A 15,120-nucleotide genomic window follows, 5' to 3' on the forward strand; every position below is an offset into this window, starting at 1 on the left:
CCGAATCGGTTGTGCTGCATGGCCCTTCCCTACTTCTCGATGCCGGCCGGCACGTTGTTCAGGTCCATGCCGAGGGAGAGCCCCATCGACCGGAGCAGGTCCTTGATCTCGTTCAGGGACTTTCGGCCGAAGTTCTTCGTCTCGAGCATCTCCTTCTCGGTCTTCTGGACGAGCTCGCGGATCGTCTTGATCTCGGCGTTCTTCAGGCAGTTCGAGGACCGCACGGAGAGCTCGAGCTCGTCGACCGACTTGTTCAGGACCTCGTTCAGGTTCTCGGGCAGATCGTGCTCGGCCGCATGGTCGAACGCCGTGTCGTGCTCGGCGTTGATGAAGATCGTCAGGTGCTCGGTGAGGAGCGTCGCCGCCATGCCGACCGCGTCTTCCGGCGAGACGGTTCCGTCGGTCCAGACCTCGAGCACGAGCCGGTCGTAGTCCGTCTCCTGCCCGATGCGCGCCGCTTCGATGTGGTAATTGACCCGGCGCACCGGCGAATGGACGGAGTCGATCGGGATGTACCCGATGCCCATGTCCTCGTCGAAGTTGCGGTCCGCCGACACGTAGCCGCGGCCCCGGGAGAGGCGCATCTCCATCGTCAGCCGCGCGTTCTCGGAAAGAGTCGCGATCGTCGCGTTCGGGTCCAGGATCTCGACGTCGGCCGTCTCCTCGATGTCCGCCGCCGTGACCTTGCCCTTCCTCTCGACGTCGATTCGCAGGATCTTCTCCTCCTCGGCGAGGAGCTTGAAGGGGATCTGCTTCAGGTTCAGGATGATGTCCGTCACGTCCTCGACGACCCCCGGGATGGACGAGAACTCGTGCAGGACGCCCTCGATCTTGACGGCCGTGATGGCCGCGCCCTCGATCGACGACAGGAGTGCCCGGCGGAGGGCGTTGCCCACCGTCGTGCCGAATCCGCGCTCGAACGGCTGCGCGTAGAAGCGGCCGTACGTGGACGTGAGCGTCTCCTGGTCGACCTCGAGGCGCTTGGGTTTCTGAAAGCCTTTCCAAAGTCTCATGTGCATCTCCTTCGCGCCTTACTTCGAATACAGCTCGACGATCAGCTGCTCCTGGATCGGCAGCTTGATGTCTTCGCGACGGGGCAGGTTCGCGACCTGGCCCTTGAAGTTGTCCGGGTCGAGCTCGAGCCACGCGGGCACGCCGCGCGCCTTCGCGGTTTCCACCGACGATTTGATGAGCTCGTTGGCCCGGCTCTTGTCCTTGACGGCGATCGACTGCCCCTTCTGCACGAGGAAGGAGGGGATGTTGACCTTCCGGCCGTTGACGGTGATGTGGCCGTGGCGGATCAGCTGACGCGCCTGCGCGCGGGACGCCGCGAACCCGAGCGAAAACACCACGTTGTCGAGGCGCCGCTCGAGCTGCTGCAGGAGGTTCTCTCCCGTGATCCCCTTCATCGAGTTCGCGCGCTTGAACGCGAGCTGGAACTGGGACTCGAGCAGGCCGTAGATGCGCTTGACCTTCTGCTTCTCCCGGAGCTGGATGCCGTACCCGAGGAGCTTGCTGCGCCGCTTCCCGTGCTGCCCGGGAGGAAAATTGCGCCGCTCGACGGCGCACTTGTCCTTGAAGCAGCGGTCGCCCTTGAGGAAGAGCTTCATCCCTTCCCGCCGGCAGAGCCGGCAGACCGATTCACGATATCGAGCCAATGGAAGAACCTCCGTTGCGGACCGCCGCGTTTATTTTGCGTCCTTCCTCCCGATCGGCGGTCCCGAATCGGTTTACGGACGAGCCGGCAGCTAGACGCGCCGGCGTTTTCTGGGACGGCACCCGTTGTGCGGGATCGGGGTGACGTCCTTGATCGATTTGATGTCGATCCCGCTCGCCTGGATCGCGCGGATCGCCGACTCGCGACCCGCGCCCGGACCGGTCACGCGCACGTCCACCGTGCGGACGCCGTGCTCGCGGGCGATCGTCGCGGCATTGGTCGCCGCGAGCTGCGCCGCGAACGGCGTCCCCTTCCGCGACCCCTTGAAGCCGATGCGGCCGGCGGACGACCAGGAGAGGACTCCCCCTTCGTGGTCGGCGATCGTGATGATCGTGTTGTTGAAGGACGCCTGCACGAGCACGGTGCCGTGCGGCACGTTCTTCTTTTCCTTCTTCCCGGCCTTGAATTTCTTGCCGCCGGGCTTCTTCGCGGTGGTCGTTTCGGCCATGGCCCTTCCTTACTTCTTCGTCGCTTTTTTCTTGCCGGCGATCGTCTGCTTGCGCGGGCCCTTCCGGGTCCGGGCGTTCGTGTGCGTGCGCTGCCCCCGGACCGGGAGGTTCCGGCGATGGCGCATTCCCCGGTACGACCCGATGTCCATCAGACGCTTGATGTCCATCGAGGTCTCCTTGCGGAGGTCGCCCTCGACCTTGTGGCCGTCCTGGATCGCCTTGCGGATGCGGGAGACTTCCTCTTCGGAGAGGTCCTTCACCCGCGTGTTCGGGTTCACGTCCGCCTCGCCCAGGATCGAGTTCGACTTCGACCGGCCGATCCCGAAAATGTAGGTCAGCCCGATTTCCACCCGCTTGTTCAGCGGCAGATCGATTCCCGCGATTCGTGCCATCTCAGCCCTGCCTCTGCTTGTGCTTGGGGTTCTCGCAGATCACCCGCAGCACCCCGCGGCGGCGGATCATCTTGCATTTCGCGCAAATTTTCTTGACGGACGCCCGAACTTTCATCGTCTTCTCACTTGTAACGGTAGATGATTCGCCCCCGGGTCAGATCGTAGGGCGAGAGTTCCACCAGGACCTTGTCCCCCGGCAGGATGCGGATGAAGTTCTTCCGCATCTTGCCGGAAATGTGCGCGAGGACCTGGTGCTGGTTCTCGAGCTCCACCCGGAACATCGCGTTCGGCAGCGGCTCGAGCACCGTCGCCATGACCTCGATCGCCTCTTCCTTCGTCACGCCGACACCGCCGTCCGGAGCCGCTCGAGCTCCCCGACGCCGAGGACGACCGGGCCTTCCGACCCGATCGCGATCGTGTCCTCGAAGTGCGCGGACCACTTCCCGTCCTGGGTCTTGACGGTCCACCCGTCCCTCTGGATCGACACCCGGGACGTCCCGAGGTTCAACATCGGTTCGATCGCAATGACCATTCCTTCCTTCAACACCGGTCCCCGCCCGCCGGGGCCGTAGTTGGGCACCTGCGGCTCCTCGTGGAGCGCGGTTCCCACGCCGTGACCGACGAATTCCCGAACGATGCCATAACCGCGCGGGGCGGCGAATTCTTCCACGGCCGCGCCGATGTCGGAGATCCGGCGGCCGGGACGCGCCGCGTCGATCCCCCGTGCCAGGGCCGCGCGCGTGTCCTCGAGGAGCCGCGCGGCCTCCGGGCGGACCTTCCCGACCGGGAAGGAGCGGGCGGCATCCCCGAAATACCCCTCGACGACCGCCCCGCAGTCGATCCCCACGATGTCGCCGGCCGCGAGCTTGCGCTTTCCCGGGATTCCGTGCACGACCTCGTCGTTGACCGAAACGCAGAGGGTCTTCGGATAGCCGCGGTACCCGACGAATGCCGGGCGGGCGCCCGCGTCGCGGATGACCCTCTCGGCGATCCGGTCCAGCTCGTCGGTCGTGACGCCCGGCTCGATGGCCTTGGCCGCCGCGTCGATCGCGTCGTGGACGATCGCGCAGGCCCGGTCCATCCGCTTCAGCTCGTCGAACCCCCGGAGCGTGATCACGAGAGCGCTCCCGCCGTCCGCGTGCCGCCGTTCCGGGAGCCGAGCGCTTCCTCGATCCGCCGCGAGACCTCGCCGATCTCCCCGAGGCCGTCCACCGTGACGAGGCGCCCCTTCTTTTCGAACCAGGAGACGAGAGGCGCCGTCTTCTCTCGGTACACGCGCAGGCGCTCGCGGATCGTCTCCGGGTTGTCGTCGGCGCGCCCCTCGTTCTTCGCCCGCCCCGCCATCCGTTCGATCAGCTTCCCTTCGTCGACGTCCAGATTGACGACGGCGTCGACCGAGAGGCCCCGTTCGGCGAGCATGCGGTCGAGCGCCTCGGCCTGGCCACTCGTGCGCGGGAAACCGTCGAGCAGGAAGCCGGCGGCGCAGTCGGGACGGGAAATCCGCTCCCGGATCAGGTCCACGATCACGTCGTCGGGCAGAAGCTCCCCCGCTTCCATGATCTTCCTGGCCCGCAATCCGAGCGGAGTCCCCTCCGCGGCGGCCTGCCGGAGCATGTCTCCGGTCGAGATCTGGGGCACGCCGTGACGCGCCGCGATCCGGCTCGACTGGGTCCCCTTTCCCGCTCCGGGCGGCCCGAGGAAGATCGCGATCACGAGCGGCGCCCCCGGACCCGGGACTTCTTGAGGAATCCGTCGTAGTGCCGCATGACGAGCTGGGACTCGATCTGGTTGACGGTGTCCATCGCGACGCCGACGACGATCAGCAGCGACGTTCCGCCGAAGTAGAAGTTGAAACCGAAGCCCTCCGTGAACCACTTCGGGAGGGCCGATTCCAGCGTCGGCCCGATTCCCGGGATGCCGCCGACCTTGAAGCCCTGGTTCAGGAAGTCGGGAAGGATCGCGATCAGGATCAGGTACACGACGGCGATCGCCGTGATCCTCGTCAGCGAGTTGTCGATGTACTCGGCGGTCTTCTTGCCGGGGCGGATTCCCGGGATGAACCCGCCGTACTTCCGGATGTTGTCCGCCGTATCGTCCGGGTTGAACACGATCGAGATGTAGAAGTACGTGAAGAAGACGATCGCGATCGCGTAGAACAGGACGTAGAGCGGATGCCCCGACGCGAGGGACCCGGCGAGCTTGTTCGACCACTCGGTGTTGATGAGCCGCCCGATGTACTGCGGAAACTGGATGATGGAGATCGCGAAGATGATCGCCATGACGCCGCCCGTGTTGACGCGAAGCGGAAGGTACGTGTTCTGGCCGCCGTAGACCTTCCGTCCGACGACGCGCTTGGCGTACTGCACCGGGATGCGGCGCTGGCCGCTCTCGACGAAGACGATCAGGGCGACGACCAGGAACATGAAGACGAGGATCGCCAGGACGGTGAAGAGCGAAAGCGTGTCGAGGGAGACCTGGCGGTAGAGACCGCCGATCGCGCGCGGGAGACCGACGACGATGCCGGCGTAGATGATGAGCGAGATGCCGTTGCCGACGCCCCGCTCGGAAATCTGCTCGCCGAGCCACATGATGAAGGCGCTCCCGGTCGTCAGGGAGAGGACCGTCAGCATCAGGAACCCGGGACCCTGCATCTCGGGCCTCACGAGGTACTGCCCCGACGGCAGCTGCTGCTTCTGCAGGAAGAGCCCGATGCCGGTCCCCTGGATGACCGAGAGGAGGATCGTCCCGTACCGCGTGTACTGGGTGATCTTCTTGCGTCCGACCTCCCCTTCCTTCGACAGTTTCTCGAGGTAGGGCCAGACGACCGTCAGGAGCTGCAGGATGATCGACGCCGAGATGTACGACATGATGCCGAGCGCGAAGACGGAGAAGCGCCGCAGCGCGCCGCCCGAGAAGATGTCGAGGAACCCGAGCGCGCCGCCCGCCTGCGAGGAGAAGAACTCCGCCATCGCCTTCGGGTTGACGCCGGGCGTGGGGATGTGCGCGCCGAGCCGGTAGACGGCGAGCAGCGCGAACGTGAAGAAGATCCGCTTGCGCAGATCCGGGATCGAAAAAATGTTTCGGAAGGATTCGAACATCAGCTCGCGACCTTCTCCTGTTCGATGATTTCGCAGCGCCCGCCCGCCTTCTCGATCTTCTCGCGGGCCGAGGCGGAGAACTTGTGGGCGCGGACGGTGAGCGCCCGGCTCACCTCGCCGTCGCCGAGGATCTTCACCTTCGCGTTCTTCCCCGTGAATCCGCGCGCGTGCAGGGCCTCGGGCGTGATCTCCTGCCCGGCCTCGAAGCCGGCGAGGAGCGACAGGTTCACCGGGTCGTACTCCTTGCGGAAGACGTTCGTGAACCCGCGCTTCGGGAGCCGCCGGTGGAGAGGCATCTGGCCGCCCTCGAAGCCCCGCATGTGCCGGTAGCCCGAGCGGGACTTCTGCCCCTTGTGCCCGCGTCCCGCCGTCTTGCCGTGGCCGGAGCCGGGACCGCGCCCGACCCGCTTGCGGGCGTGCGTGGAGCCGGACGCCGGCCCGAGGTGGTGGACGCCCGTGCCCGGGCCCGACGGCGCGACGATCGGCGTCGATTCCTTCGGGTGCCGCGCGGCCGTCTTCTTCCCGGCGGGCGCGGCGGCCTTCTTCGGCGCGGTCTTCTTCTTCGGTTTCGCTTCGGTCATGGGTGTCTTCCTACTTCGCCGCGGAGACTTCCACGAGGTGGCGCACCTTGTGGAGCATTCCCCGGATCGACGGGGTGTCCGGGCGGACGACTTCCTGGTTCAGGCGGCGCAGCCCCAATCCCTGGAGCGTCGCCTTCTGGTCTTTCGGCGTGCAGATGCCGCTCTTGACGAGGCGCACCTTGATCGGCGCGGCCGCCGGCGCCGGCTTCGCCTTCGGCGCGGCCGCGGCGGGGCCGGCCGGCTTCGCGGCATCCGTGCGGGCGGCCTTCGGCGCGTCGGTGCCTTCCGGTTTCGCCTTCCGCGGACGGAGCGCGACGGTCTTCTCGAGCTCCTCGAGCGACGCCACGGCGTCCTTCTTCGTTTCTTCCTTCTTCGGACTCATGGTGATGCCTTACTCCGCCGCCTGCGGACGAGCGACGATCTTCTTGAGCTGGGTGAGCGCGTCGAACGTCGCCTTCACGACGTTGCCGGGATTGGTCGTCCCGAGCGACTTCGTGAGGATGTTGGCGACGCCCACCGACTCGAGCACCGCCCGGACGGGTCCGCCCGCGATGACGCCGGTCCCTTCCGCGGCGGGCTTCAGGAGCACCCGGCCGGCGCCGAAGCGGCCGAGCACCGGATGCGGAATCGTCGTGCCGTTCAGCGAGATCGAGACCATGTTCTTCTTCGCGAGCTCGATCCCCTTCCGGATCGCCTGGGGAACTTCCTTCGCCTTCCCGGAGCCGTACCCCACGCGCCCCTTCCCGTCGCCGACGACGACGAGCGCGGAGAACGAGAAGTTCTTGCCGCCCTTGACGACCTTCGTCACGCGGTTGATGTGCACGACGCGGTCGACGAACTCGGACGATTCTCCCGAGTCGCGGTCGCGGCGGTCGCGACGATCCCGATTTCCCGGCTGATTGGCCATCTAAAACTCCAAACCGTTCTCGCGGGCGGAATCCGCCAGCGCTTTGACCTTCCCGTGGTACGGGTAGCCGCCCCGGTCGAACACGACGCGGGTGACCCCCTTCTCCTTCGCGCGGCGCGCGACGAGCTCGCCGACCTTCTTCGCGGCGGCGACGTTGCCCCCGCCCTTCTGCTCCGCGGTGAAGCCCGCGTCGAGCGACGAGGCCGCGACCAGCGTGACGCCGCGCTTGTCGTCGATCACCTGCGCGTAGAGGTGCTTCAGGCTCTTGAAGATCGAGAGCCTCGGCCGCTCGGCCGTCCCCTGCACGCGGGAACGGATGCGGCGCCGGACCTTGTCGCGGGCGGAGCCGCGCGATTTCGCCTGGGCCATTACTTCCCTCCGGCCTTGCCGACCTTGCGGCGGATCGTTTCGTCGGCGTACTTGATGCCCTTCGCCTTGTAGGGATCGGGAACGCGGAGCGACCGGATCTCGGCCGCCGTCTGGCCGACCTTCTGCTTGTCGATTCCCGACACCGTGATGCGGTTCGCCTTCGGGTCGATCGCGATCGAGATTCCCTCCGGAATCGGGAACACGATCGGGTGCGAATAGCCCAGAGCGAACTGGACCGCCTTCCCCTTGACCTCGGCCTTGAAGCCGACGCCGACGATGTCGAGCTCGCGGGTGAACCCCTTGGTCACGCCCGCGACCGCGTTCGCCGCGAGGGCGCGCGCCAGCCCGTGGAGGGCCCGGCTCGTCTGCTCCTCGTTCGCGCGCGCGAACTCGAGACGGCCGTCGAGGACCTTCGCGCTGACGACCGGGGGGATCGGGCTCTCGATCTGCCCCTTCGGCCCCTTCACGCGGACCATCGCGCCTTCGACTTTCACTTCGACCCCCGGGGGGATCGGCACGGGGTTCTTACCGATTCGCGACACGGTTCACTCCTACCAGACGTTGAAGAGGATCTCGCCGCCGAGCTTCTTCTCGCGCGCCTGGCGGTCGGTCATGAGGCCGCGCGACGTCGACACGACGGCGATTCCGAGACCGCCGAGCACCGGCTGGATCTCGGCGGCGCGCTTGTACACGCGGCGGCCGGGTTTCGACACGCGCTGCAGGCCGCCGATCGCGGGCTCGCCCTCGCCGTCGTACTTCAAACGCACCTGGATCTGCTTCTGCGGCTCGGCCTCGACCGTCTTGTATCCCGCGACGTAGCCCTCGTCGGCCAGGAGCTTGACGATCGCCTCCCGCTGGCGGGACGCGTCGACCTGGGCCTTCTCGTGCCCGGAGCGCATGGCGTTCCGGATGTGGGTCAGGAGGTCGGAAATCGAATCACTCGTCTTCATGTCCTCACCACGTCGCCTTGATGACGCCCGGGATGTATCCCGCGAGCGCCCGGTCCCGGAAGCAGATGCGGCAGAGCGCGAACTTGCGCAGCACGCTCCGCGGCCGGCCGCACACCTTGCAGCGCCGGACCTTGCGCGTCGAGAACTTCGGCGTGCGCTCCGCTTTGAGTCTCATGGCTCGTCTTGCCATTCTGGGCCTTCCTTATTTCGCGAAGGGCATGCCGAACTCGCGCAGAAGAGCCTGCGCGGTGTCGTCCCGCCCCGCCGTCGTCACGATCGTGACGTTCAATCCCTTCGACTTGTCGACCTTCGAGTAGTCGATCTCCTGGAAGATCAGGTGGTCCTTGACCCCCAGCGTGTAGTTCCCGCGCCCGTCGAACGATTTCGCCGAGACGCCGCGGAAGTCGCGAACGCGCGGAAGCGCGATCGCGATCAACCGGTCGAGGAACTCGTACATGCGGTCGCCGCGCAGCGTGACCCGGCAGCCGATCGGCATCCCCGTGCGCAGCTTGAACGACGCGATCGACTTCTTCGCCCGCGTCACCACGGCCCGCTGTCCGGCGATCGCCGACAGCTCTTCGACCGCGGTGTCGAGGAGCTTGACGTTGGCGGTCGCCTCGCCCATCCCCATGTTGAGGACGATGCGGTCGAGCTTCGGCACGGCCATCGTGTTCTCGATCCCGAACTCCTTCGTGAGCTTCGGGACGATTTCCTTCTGGTACTTCTCTCTCAGTCGCGCGGCCATTTCTCCCTCTATCCCAGCACCGCGCCGCTCTTCTTGGCGACGCGCTCCGCCCGGCCGTCCTCGGTCCGCTGCCGGCCGACGCGGGTTGGGGCGTTCTTCTCCGGATCGAGCAGCATGACGTTGGAGATGTGGATCGTCGCCTCGCGCTCGGAGACGCCTCCCGCGATGTTCTTCGCGGGATTCGGCCGCAGGTGCTTCTTCACCTGGTTGACGTGCTCGACGAGCACCCGCTGGGTGGCGGGATATACCCTCATCACGCGCCCCTGCTTGCCCCGGTCCTTTCCGGCGACGACGACCACGACGTCGTTCTTCTTCAGCTTGACCTTGTTCATCGCTTTCGAACCTCTCCCGCCGCGCTCACAGGACTTCCGGCGCGAGCGAGATGATCTTCATGAACTTCTTCTCGCGGAGCTCCCGGGCGACCGGGCCGAACACGCGGGTGCCCACCGGCTCGTTCTCCGCGTTGACCAGAACCGCCGCGTTGTCGTCGAAACGGATGTAGGACCCGTCCTTTCGCCGCTGCTGCCGGCGCGTCCGCACGATCACGGCCTTGACGACGCGCTTCCCGTGCTTCTCGACGAACGGGGAGTCGGGCGCGGCCTCCTTCACGGACGCCGTGATGACGTCGCCCAGATAGGCGTACCGGGAGTTGGACCCGCCCTTCTTCTTGATGCAGGCGATCTTGCGGGCTCCCGAGTTGTCCGCGACCTCGAGCACCGTTCCCATCTGAATCATGGCCTACGCCTCCGCCTTCCGGAGGACCTCGCGCACCGTCCAGCGCTTGCGCTTCGACAGCGGCCGCGTTTCCTCGATCGCCACCCGGTCGCCCATCGCGGCCGAGCCCTTCTCGTCGTGCGCCATGAAGCGGGACCGCCGCTTGATGTAGCGGTGGTACCGCGGGTGGAGCACGGTGCGCTCGACCTCGACGACGACCGTCTTCTCCATCTTGTCCGAAATGACGCGGCCGATCTTCGTCTGCCGCCCCTTCTTGCCGGCCGCGGCCGGCGTCGCTGTCTCGCTCACGCTTTCTCCCCGATGGCGCGCGCGAAGGTCTTCACCCGCGCGATGTCCCGGCGCACCGTGCGCAGGCGGGACGGGTTCTCCAACTGGCCGGTCGTCTTCTGCAGCCGGAGCTTCCAGAGCGCGTCGCGCAGCTCCTTCTCCTTGGCCGCGAGCGCATCGGCTCCCTCGCCGCGAAGCTGTTCCAGGTCCTTCTTCTTCACTGCGCCACCACCTTCGCCTCGTGCCGGGCGACGAACCGGGTCCGGATCCCGATCTTGTCCGCCGCGAGCTTCATCGCGGCCTTCGCCGTGGCGTCGTCGACGCCTTCCATCTCGAAGAGGATGCGGCCCGGCTTGATCACGACGACCCAGCCCTCCGGCGCGCCCTTCCCCTTGCCCATTCGGGTTTCCGCGGGCTTCTTCGTGATCGGCTTGTCGGGGAACACGCGGATCCAGATCTTTCCGCCGCGCTTGATGTGGCGCGTCATCGCGATGCGGGCCGCCTCGATCTGGCGCGCGGTGACCCAGCCCGGATCGAGGGACTGGAGGCCGAAATCGCCGAACGAGAGCTCCGAGCCGCGGTGCGCCTTCCCGCGCATCCTTCCCCGCTGCTGCTTGCGGTACTTGACCTTGCTGGGCATCAACATGACTTGATCCTTACGCCGTCTTCTTGACTTCGCGGCGGCGGTTCTTCACCTTGTGCTGCTCGCCCCGGTAGATCCACGCCTTGACGCCGATCTTTCCGTACGTCGTGTGCGCCTCGGCGAACCCGTAATCGATGTCCGCCTTGAGCGTGTGGAGCGGAAGCCGCCCCTCCTGGTACCACTCCGAGCGCGCGATCTCGGCGCCGTTCAGGCGCCCGGCGCACCGGAGCTTGATCCCCTGGGCGCCGAACCGCTGCGCGGATTCGATCGCCTTCTTCATCGCCCGGCGGAACGCGACGCGGCGCTCGAGCTGCATCGCGATCGACTCCGCGACGAGCTGGGCGTCCGTCTCGGGCCGCTGGATCTCGATGATGTTGATGTGGACCTCGTTCTTCGTCTTCCGCTGGAGCTCGTCGCGGAGCTTGTCGACTTCCGCGCCCCGTTTCCCGATGATGACCCCCGGGCGCGAAGTCTGCACGTTCACCTTGAGCTTGTTGGCGTAGCGCTCGATGTCGATCTCGGAGACGCCGGCGTGCGCGAGGCGGCCCTTCAGCTCGCGGCGCAGCTTCATGTCGTCGTGGAGGTACTGCCGGTACTGGTCGCGCTCCGCGTACCAGCGCGAATGCCAGGTCCGGTTGAACCCCAGGCGGAATCCGTACGGGTGTACTTTCTGGCCCATCTTTCCCTTACCCTCTCGCCTCGTCCGAGACTTCGAGCGTGACGTGACTCTTCCGTTTCTGGATGCGATAGGCGCGGCCCATCGGGGCCGGCCGGATCCGCTTCTCCCGCGGGCCGCCGTCGACGTGGATCTTCCGGACGACGAGCCGGTCGACGTCGACCCCCGCCTCCTTCTGCTCCGCGTTGGCGATGGCCGACTTCAGGAGCTTCAGCAGGTCGCGGCAGGCGTATTTCGGCGTTCCGCGCAGGATCGCGGCCGCATCGTTGACCTTCTTCCCGCGGATCAGGTCCGCGACGAGCCGGACCTTCTGGGCCGACCCCTTCATGTACCGCAGACGAGCGACGGCGTTCATCGTGCTCTCTCCTCTACGCCTTGGCCGCCGGAGCGGGCGCCGCGCCCGGCGCGCCCGGAGCGCCCGCGGGCTTGGCGCCGGCCGCCGCCGCGTCCGCCTTCTTCCCGCTGTGCCCCTTGAAGATCCGGGTCGGCGCGAACTCCCCGAGCTTGTGGCCGACCATGTTCTCGGCCACGTACACCGGGATGAACTTGCGTCCGTTGTGGACCGCGATCGTGTGCCCGACCATGTCGGGAATGATCGTGGAGCGCCGGGACCAGGTTTTCACGACCTTCTTCTCGCGCGACTCGTTCAGCGTGTCGATCTTCTTCTTCAGGTGGTCGTCGAGGAACGGGCCTTTTTTGATCGAACGAGCCATCGCTTACTTCCTTCGACGGACGATCATCGCGTCCGTTCGTTTGTTGTTGCGGGTCTTGAAGCCCTTCGTCTTCCATCCCCAGGGGGAGACCGGATGCCGGCCGCCCGACGTCTTGCCTTCGCCCCCGCCCATCGGATGGTCGACGGGATTCATCGAGACGCCGCGGTTGTGCGGCCGCCACCCGAGCCAGCGCGAGCGGCCGGCCTTCCCGATCGAGAGGTTCTCGTGCTCGAGATTTCCGACCTGGCCGATCGTCGCGTAGCAGTCGATGAAGATCTTCCGCGTCTCGCCGGAAGGAAGGCGCACCTGCGCGTAATCGCCCTCCTTCGCCATGAGCTGGGCCGCCGCGCCCGCGGAGCGGACCATCTGTCCCCCCTTGCCGCGCTTCAGCTCGATGTTGTGGATCGTCGTGCCGACGGGGATGCCGCGCAGCGGCAGCGCATTGCCGGGAAGGATGTCGGCCTTCGGGCCGGAAACCACGCGGGCTCCGACCTCGAGCCCGACCGGCGCCAGGATGTAGCGCTTCTCGCCGTCCGCGTAATGGAGCAGCGCGATGTTGGCCGTGCGGTTCGGGTCGTATTCGATCGAAGCGACGCTCGCCGGAACGTCCGTCTTCTCCCGGCGGAAGTCGATGATCCGGTACTGGCGCTTATGGCCGCCCCCCATGAAGCGCGAGGTGATCTGGCCGCTGCTGTTGCGGCCCCCGGTGCGGCGCTTCGGGACGACGAGGCTCTTCTCGGGCCGATCCGCGGTGATCTCCGAGAACGTCATCGACGTCTGGAATCTCCGGCCGGCGGACGTGGGCTTGAACGACTTTACGGGCATCGAATCACCTACACGCCTTCGAAGAATTCAATGGGCTTCTCCCCCGCGGCGAGGCGCACGTACGCCTTCTTCCAGTCGCGGCGCTGGCCGGCGAACTTTCCCATCCGCTTCCATTTCCCGGGGCGGTTCGCGACCCGGACGGAATCGACCTTGACGTTGAAGAGCATCTCGACGGCGGCCTTCACCTCGATCTTGTTCGCGTCCGGATCGATCTCGAAGCACACCGTGTTCGCGGCGTCCTTCAGACGCGTGGACTGCTCGGTGATGAGCGGGCGCCGGATGACCTGGTGCAGGTTCATGATCTCCCCTCGAGGGTCTTCGCGACCCGGGCGAGCGCCTCGCGCGTCGCGACGACGAACCCGTGATTCAGGACGTCGTACGCGTTGACGCCGAGCGGGTCCACGTGCTTCAACCCCTTCACGTTCGCGAGCGCGCGCGAGAGGTTCTCGTTGTCGCGCGAGTCGACGAACAGGGCCTTCCCGGTGATCCCGAGGCCGGTGAGGTTCCCGATCAGCTCGCGCGTCTTGTGGGACGGGAGCGCCAGGTCCTCGAGGACGACGAGCCGCGACTCCTTGACCTTCCGGGAGAGCACCGAGCGGAGCGCGTTCTTCTTTTCGTTGACCGAGATGCCCTGCGCGTAGGAGCGCGGCACCGGCCCGAAGACCGTTCCGCCGTGGCGGTGGATGGGCGGACGGCCGCCCCCCTGCCGGGCGCGACCGGTTCCCTTCTGCTTGAACGGCTTCCGGCCCGATCCCGAGACCTCGGAGCGGGTCTTCGTCTTGTGGGTCCCGCTGCGCAGCGCCGCCAGGTGCGCCTTGACGACCGCCCAGACGAGGTGCCGGCGGTACGGCTGCTCGAAGACCGATGCCGGGAGCTCGACCGCCCCGACTTTTTCCCTGTTCCAGTTCCAGACGTCCACGCTCGCCATCTGCCTTACTCCGATTTCGCCGCGAAGCTCGAGCGGACGATCCGCACGTACGAGTTCCGCGCTCCGGGGACGGGCCCGCAGAGATAGATCAGGTGGTTCTCGGCGTCGACCTTCGCGACGACGACGTTCTTCGATGTCGCGTGCCGCCCGCCGAGCCGGCCGGAGGACCGGGTGCCCGGATACACGCGCGACGGGAACGCCGACGGCCCGATCGAGCCGGGCGCCCGGTGAAACATGGAGCCGTGGGTCGCGCGGCCGCCCGCGAAATGGTGCCGCCTCACGACGCCCGCGAACCCCTTCCCCTTCGACCATCCCTCGATGTCGACGTGCTCGTTCTCCGAGAACGTGTCGGCGAGGACCTTGTCGCCGGGCTTGATGTCGTCTCCCTCGGCGATGCGGAACTCGGCGAGCTCGCGCATCGGGGCGACGGAAGCCCGGTCGAAGTGGCCCTGGAGAGCCTTCGTGACGTTCCGGGGAGCGCGTTCCTCGACGAGGCCGAGCTGGATCGCGTCGTATCCGTCCCGGGCCGCCGTCTTCTTCTGGACGACGAGGCACGGGCCGGCCTTGACGACCGTCACGGGAACGACCGTTCCGTCCTCGCGGAAGATCTGGGTCATCCCCACCTTCTTGCCGATCAAACCCTGAATCATGACGTCACTTCCCGAATGCCTTGATCTCGACGTCGACGCCCGCCGGGAGCTCGAGCTTCATGAGCGCGTCCACCGTCTGGGAGGACGGCTCGAGGATGTCGAGCAGCCGCTTGTGCGTCCGCATCTCGAACTGTTCGCGAGATTTCTTGTCGACGTGCGGCGACCGGTTGACCGTGTAGCGGGCGATCGACGTCGGCAGCGGAATCGGCCCCGCGATCCGGGCTCCCGTACGCCGAGCGGTGTCGACGATCTCCGCGGCCGACTGGTCGAGCACGCGGTAATCGAACGCCTTGAGCCGGATGCGGATTTTGTCGTTCATGGTCTTTTCTCGATTCTTACTGAATGACTTCGGTGATGGTTCCGGCGCCGACGGTGCGGCCGCCCTCGCGGATCGCGAAGCGCAGCCCCTTCTCCATGGCGATCGGCGTGATCAGCTCGATCTCCATCGCCACGTTGTCGCCCGGCATCACCATCT

At 66.6% G+C, this 15,120-nt stretch carries 31 protein-coding genes; all 31 read right to left on the minus strand.

The window, feature by feature from the left end; genetic code table 11:
- Positions 1 to 29 precede the first annotated feature (29 nt).
- Positions 30 to 1,013, minus strand: coding sequence for a DNA-directed RNA polymerase subunit alpha (locus tag VFS34_10110; protein HET9794805.1), 984 nt, complete (start codon positions 1,011 to 1,013; stop codon positions 30 to 32).
- Between the two features lie 18 nt (positions 1,014 to 1,031).
- On the minus strand, positions 1,032 to 1,658 hold the full coding sequence (gene rpsD, locus VFS34_10115) for a 30S ribosomal protein S4 (protein ID HET9794806.1): 627 nt from the start codon (positions 1,656 to 1,658) through the stop codon (positions 1,032 to 1,034).
- A 90-nt stretch (positions 1,659 to 1,748) separates the two neighbouring features.
- Positions 1,749 to 2,165, minus strand: coding sequence for a 30S ribosomal protein S11 (gene rpsK, locus VFS34_10120; protein ID HET9794807.1), 417 nt, complete (start codon positions 2,163 to 2,165; stop codon positions 1,749 to 1,751).
- Positions 2,166 to 2,174: 9 nt separating this feature from the next.
- On the minus strand, positions 2,175 to 2,558 hold the full coding sequence (gene rpsM, locus VFS34_10125; protein HET9794808.1) for a 30S ribosomal protein S13: 384 nt from the start codon (positions 2,556 to 2,558) through the stop codon (positions 2,175 to 2,177).
- 1 nt (position 2,559) lies between these two features.
- On the minus strand, positions 2,560 to 2,673 hold the full coding sequence (gene rpmJ / locus VFS34_10130; GenBank protein ID HET9794809.1) for a 50S ribosomal protein L36: 114 nt from the start codon (positions 2,671 to 2,673) through the stop codon (positions 2,560 to 2,562).
- Between the two features lie 7 nt (positions 2,674 to 2,680).
- Positions 2,681 to 2,899: a translation initiation factor IF-1 gene (infA, locus tag VFS34_10135; GenBank protein ID HET9794810.1), complete on the minus strand. Its 219-nt coding sequence runs from the start codon at positions 2,897 to 2,899 to the stop codon at positions 2,681 to 2,683.
- Positions 2,896 to 3,675 (minus strand): type I methionyl aminopeptidase, encoded by a 780-nt coding sequence (gene map / locus VFS34_10140; protein ID HET9794811.1) that lies wholly within the window; start codon positions 3,673 to 3,675, stop codon positions 2,896 to 2,898. The genes infA and map overlap by 4 nt, the downstream gene beginning before the upstream one ends.
- On the minus strand, positions 3,672 to 4,271 hold the full coding sequence (locus tag VFS34_10145; protein ID HET9794812.1) for an adenylate kinase: 600 nt from the start codon (positions 4,269 to 4,271) through the stop codon (positions 3,672 to 3,674). Before VFS34_10145 ends, map begins: the two co-directional genes overlap by 4 nt.
- Positions 4,268 to 5,656 carry a preprotein translocase subunit SecY gene (gene secY, locus VFS34_10150; GenBank protein ID HET9794813.1) on the minus strand — a complete coding sequence of 463 codons (1,389 nt, stop codon included), beginning with the start codon at positions 5,654 to 5,656 and terminating at the stop codon, positions 4,268 to 4,270. The genes VFS34_10145 and secY overlap by 4 nt, the downstream gene beginning before the upstream one ends.
- Complete coding sequence (rplO, locus tag VFS34_10155) at positions 5,656 to 6,138, minus strand: 50S ribosomal protein L15 (protein HET9794814.1); 483 nt, start codon at positions 6,136 to 6,138, stop codon at positions 5,656 to 5,658. The genes secY and rplO overlap by 1 nt, the downstream gene beginning before the upstream one ends.
- A 109-nt stretch (positions 6,139 to 6,247) precedes the next feature.
- Positions 6,248 to 6,619, minus strand: a complete 372-nt coding sequence (rpmD, locus tag VFS34_10160; protein ID HET9794815.1) for a 50S ribosomal protein L30 — start codon at positions 6,617 to 6,619, stop codon at positions 6,248 to 6,250.
- A 9-nt stretch (positions 6,620 to 6,628) separates the two neighbouring features.
- Positions 6,629 to 7,144, minus strand: coding sequence for a 30S ribosomal protein S5 (rpsE, locus tag VFS34_10165; GenBank protein ID HET9794816.1), 516 nt, complete (start codon positions 7,142 to 7,144; stop codon positions 6,629 to 6,631).
- Positions 7,145 to 7,513: a 50S ribosomal protein L18 gene (rplR, locus tag VFS34_10170; protein HET9794817.1), complete on the minus strand. Its 369-nt coding sequence runs from the start codon at positions 7,511 to 7,513 to the stop codon at positions 7,145 to 7,147.
- Entirely contained in the window at positions 7,513 to 8,055 is a 543-nt protein-coding gene (rplF, locus tag VFS34_10175; GenBank protein HET9794818.1) for a 50S ribosomal protein L6, read from the minus strand. Before rplF ends, rplR begins: the two co-directional genes overlap by 1 nt.
- Positions 8,056 to 8,064: 9 nt before the next feature.
- The gene (gene rpsH / locus VFS34_10180; GenBank protein HET9794819.1) at positions 8,065 to 8,463 is read right to left on the minus strand and encodes a 30S ribosomal protein S8; all 399 of its coding nucleotides are present in this window, start codon (positions 8,461 to 8,463) and stop codon (positions 8,065 to 8,067) included.
- A 4-nt stretch (positions 8,464 to 8,467) separates the two neighbouring features.
- Positions 8,468 to 8,653: a type Z 30S ribosomal protein S14 gene (locus VFS34_10185; protein HET9794820.1), complete on the minus strand. Its 186-nt coding sequence runs from the start codon at positions 8,651 to 8,653 to the stop codon at positions 8,468 to 8,470.
- A gap of 12 nt (positions 8,654 to 8,665) precedes the next feature.
- Positions 8,666 to 9,208: a 50S ribosomal protein L5 gene (gene rplE, locus VFS34_10190; GenBank protein ID HET9794821.1), complete on the minus strand. Its 543-nt coding sequence runs from the start codon at positions 9,206 to 9,208 to the stop codon at positions 8,666 to 8,668.
- Positions 9,209 to 9,216: 8 nt separating this feature from the next.
- Positions 9,217 to 9,540: a 50S ribosomal protein L24 gene (gene rplX, locus VFS34_10195; protein ID HET9794822.1), complete on the minus strand. Its 324-nt coding sequence runs from the start codon at positions 9,538 to 9,540 to the stop codon at positions 9,217 to 9,219.
- A 25-nt stretch (positions 9,541 to 9,565) separates the two neighbouring features.
- Positions 9,566 to 9,943, minus strand: coding sequence for a 50S ribosomal protein L14 (gene rplN / locus VFS34_10200; protein ID HET9794823.1), 378 nt, complete (start codon positions 9,941 to 9,943; stop codon positions 9,566 to 9,568).
- 3 nt (positions 9,944 to 9,946) lie between these two features.
- A complete protein-coding gene (rpsQ, locus tag VFS34_10205; GenBank protein HET9794824.1) occupies positions 9,947 to 10,231 on the minus strand; it encodes a 30S ribosomal protein S17 in 285 nt (94 codons plus the stop codon).
- Positions 10,228 to 10,431, minus strand: a complete 204-nt coding sequence (rpmC, locus tag VFS34_10210) for a 50S ribosomal protein L29 (protein ID HET9794825.1) — start codon at positions 10,429 to 10,431, stop codon at positions 10,228 to 10,230. Before rpmC ends, rpsQ begins: the two co-directional genes overlap by 4 nt.
- A complete protein-coding gene (gene rplP, locus VFS34_10215) occupies positions 10,428 to 10,856 on the minus strand; it encodes a 50S ribosomal protein L16 (GenBank protein ID HET9794826.1) in 429 nt (142 codons plus the stop codon). Before rplP ends, rpmC begins: the two co-directional genes overlap by 4 nt.
- A gap of 10 nt (positions 10,857 to 10,866) precedes the next feature.
- Complete coding sequence (gene rpsC / locus VFS34_10220) at positions 10,867 to 11,532, minus strand: 30S ribosomal protein S3 (GenBank protein ID HET9794827.1); 666 nt, start codon at positions 11,530 to 11,532, stop codon at positions 10,867 to 10,869.
- Between the two features lie 7 nt (positions 11,533 to 11,539).
- Entirely contained in the window at positions 11,540 to 11,884 is a 345-nt protein-coding gene (gene rplV / locus VFS34_10225; protein HET9794828.1) for a 50S ribosomal protein L22, read from the minus strand.
- A gap of 13 nt (positions 11,885 to 11,897) precedes the next feature.
- Positions 11,898 to 12,242: a 30S ribosomal protein S19 gene (rpsS, locus tag VFS34_10230; GenBank protein HET9794829.1), complete on the minus strand. Its 345-nt coding sequence runs from the start codon at positions 12,240 to 12,242 to the stop codon at positions 11,898 to 11,900.
- Between the two features lie 3 nt (positions 12,243 to 12,245).
- Entirely contained in the window at positions 12,246 to 13,067 is an 822-nt protein-coding gene (gene rplB / locus VFS34_10235) for a 50S ribosomal protein L2 (protein HET9794830.1), read from the minus strand.
- A gap of 8 nt (positions 13,068 to 13,075) precedes the next feature.
- A complete protein-coding gene (locus VFS34_10240; protein HET9794831.1) occupies positions 13,076 to 13,366 on the minus strand; it encodes a 50S ribosomal protein L23 in 291 nt (96 codons plus the stop codon).
- On the minus strand, positions 13,363 to 13,995 hold the full coding sequence (rplD, locus tag VFS34_10245; protein HET9794832.1) for a 50S ribosomal protein L4: 633 nt from the start codon (positions 13,993 to 13,995) through the stop codon (positions 13,363 to 13,365). The genes VFS34_10240 and rplD overlap by 4 nt, the downstream gene beginning before the upstream one ends.
- Positions 13,996 to 14,000: 5 nt before the next feature.
- Entirely contained in the window at positions 14,001 to 14,645 is a 645-nt protein-coding gene (rplC, locus tag VFS34_10250; GenBank protein ID HET9794833.1) for a 50S ribosomal protein L3, read from the minus strand.
- Positions 14,646 to 14,649: 4 nt separating this feature from the next.
- Positions 14,650 to 14,964 carry a 30S ribosomal protein S10 gene (rpsJ, locus tag VFS34_10255; GenBank protein ID HET9794834.1) on the minus strand — a complete coding sequence of 105 codons (315 nt, stop codon included), beginning with the start codon at positions 14,962 to 14,964 and terminating at the stop codon, positions 14,650 to 14,652.
- 16 nt (positions 14,965 to 14,980) lie between these two features.
- On the minus strand, positions 14,981 to 15,120 hold a 140-nt coding region (gene tuf, locus VFS34_10260), incomplete at its 5' end, for an elongation factor Tu (protein ID HET9794835.1).

The organism is Thermoanaerobaculia bacterium, assembly GCA_035717485.1.
In the GTDB taxonomy this organism is placed as follows: Bacteria; Acidobacteriota; Thermoanaerobaculia; order UBA5066; family DATFVB01; genus DATFVB01.

Bases quoted from the DNA above. Each gene is read 5' to 3' on its own strand.
- VFS34_10110 (HET9794805.1), bottom strand. From the start codon at position 1,013: ATGAGACTTTGGAAAGGCTTTCAGAAACCCAAGCGCCTCGAGGTCGAC.
- rpsK (HET9794807.1), bottom strand. From the start codon at position 2,165: ATGGCCGAAACGACCACCGCGAAGAAGCCCGGCGGCAAGAAATTCAAG.
- rpsM (HET9794808.1), bottom strand. From the start codon at position 2,558: ATGGCACGAATCGCGGGAATCGATCTGCCGCTGAACAAGCGGGTGGAA.
- rpmJ (HET9794809.1), bottom strand. From the start codon at position 2,673: ATGAAAGTTCGGGCGTCCGTCAAGAAAATTTGCGCGAAATGCAAGATG.
- secY (HET9794813.1), bottom strand. From the start codon at position 5,656: ATGTTCGAATCCTTCCGAAACATTTTTTCGATCCCGGATCTGCGCAAG.
- rpmD (HET9794815.1), bottom strand. From the start codon at position 6,619: ATGAGTCCGAAGAAGGAAGAAACGAAGAAGGACGCCGTGGCGTCGCTC.
- rpsE (HET9794816.1), bottom strand. From the start codon at position 7,144: ATGGCCAATCAGCCGGGAAATCGGGATCGTCGCGACCGCCGCGACCGC.
- rplR (HET9794817.1), bottom strand. From the start codon at position 7,513: ATGGCCCAGGCGAAATCGCGCGGCTCCGCCCGCGACAAGGTCCGGCGC.
- rpsH (HET9794819.1), bottom strand. From the start codon at position 8,463: ATGAAGACGAGTGATTCGATTTCCGACCTCCTGACCCACATCCGGAAC.
- VFS34_10185 (HET9794820.1), bottom strand. From the start codon at position 8,653: ATGGCAAGACGAGCCATGAGACTCAAAGCGGAGCGCACGCCGAAGTTC.
- rplE (HET9794821.1), bottom strand. From the start codon at position 9,208: ATGGCCGCGCGACTGAGAGAGAAGTACCAGAAGGAAATCGTCCCGAAG.
- rplX (HET9794822.1), bottom strand. From the start codon at position 9,540: ATGAACAAGGTCAAGCTGAAGAAGAACGACGTCGTGGTCGTCGTCGCC.
- rplN (HET9794823.1), bottom strand. From the start codon at position 9,943: ATGATTCAGATGGGAACGGTGCTCGAGGTCGCGGACAACTCGGGAGCC.
- rplP (HET9794826.1), bottom strand. From the start codon at position 10,856: ATGTTGATGCCCAGCAAGGTCAAGTACCGCAAGCAGCAGCGGGGAAGG.
- rpsC (HET9794827.1), bottom strand. From the start codon at position 11,532: ATGGGCCAGAAAGTACACCCGTACGGATTCCGCCTGGGGTTCAACCGG.
- rplV (HET9794828.1), bottom strand. From the start codon at position 11,884: ATGAACGCCGTCGCTCGTCTGCGGTACATGAAGGGGTCGGCCCAGAAG.
- rpsS (HET9794829.1), bottom strand. From the start codon at position 12,242: ATGGCTCGTTCGATCAAAAAAGGCCCGTTCCTCGACGACCACCTGAAG.
- rplB (HET9794830.1), bottom strand. From the start codon at position 13,067: ATGCCCGTAAAGTCGTTCAAGCCCACGTCCGCCGGCCGGAGATTCCAG.
- VFS34_10240 (HET9794831.1), bottom strand. From the start codon at position 13,366: ATGAACCTGCACCAGGTCATCCGGCGCCCGCTCATCACCGAGCAGTCC.
- rplD (HET9794832.1), bottom strand. From the start codon at position 13,995: ATGGCGAGCGTGGACGTCTGGAACTGGAACAGGGAAAAAGTCGGGGCG.
- rplC (HET9794833.1), bottom strand. From the start codon at position 14,645: ATGATTCAGGGTTTGATCGGCAAGAAGGTGGGGATGACCCAGATCTTC.
- rpsJ (HET9794834.1), bottom strand. From the start codon at position 14,964: ATGAACGACAAAATCCGCATCCGGCTCAAGGCGTTCGATTACCGCGTG.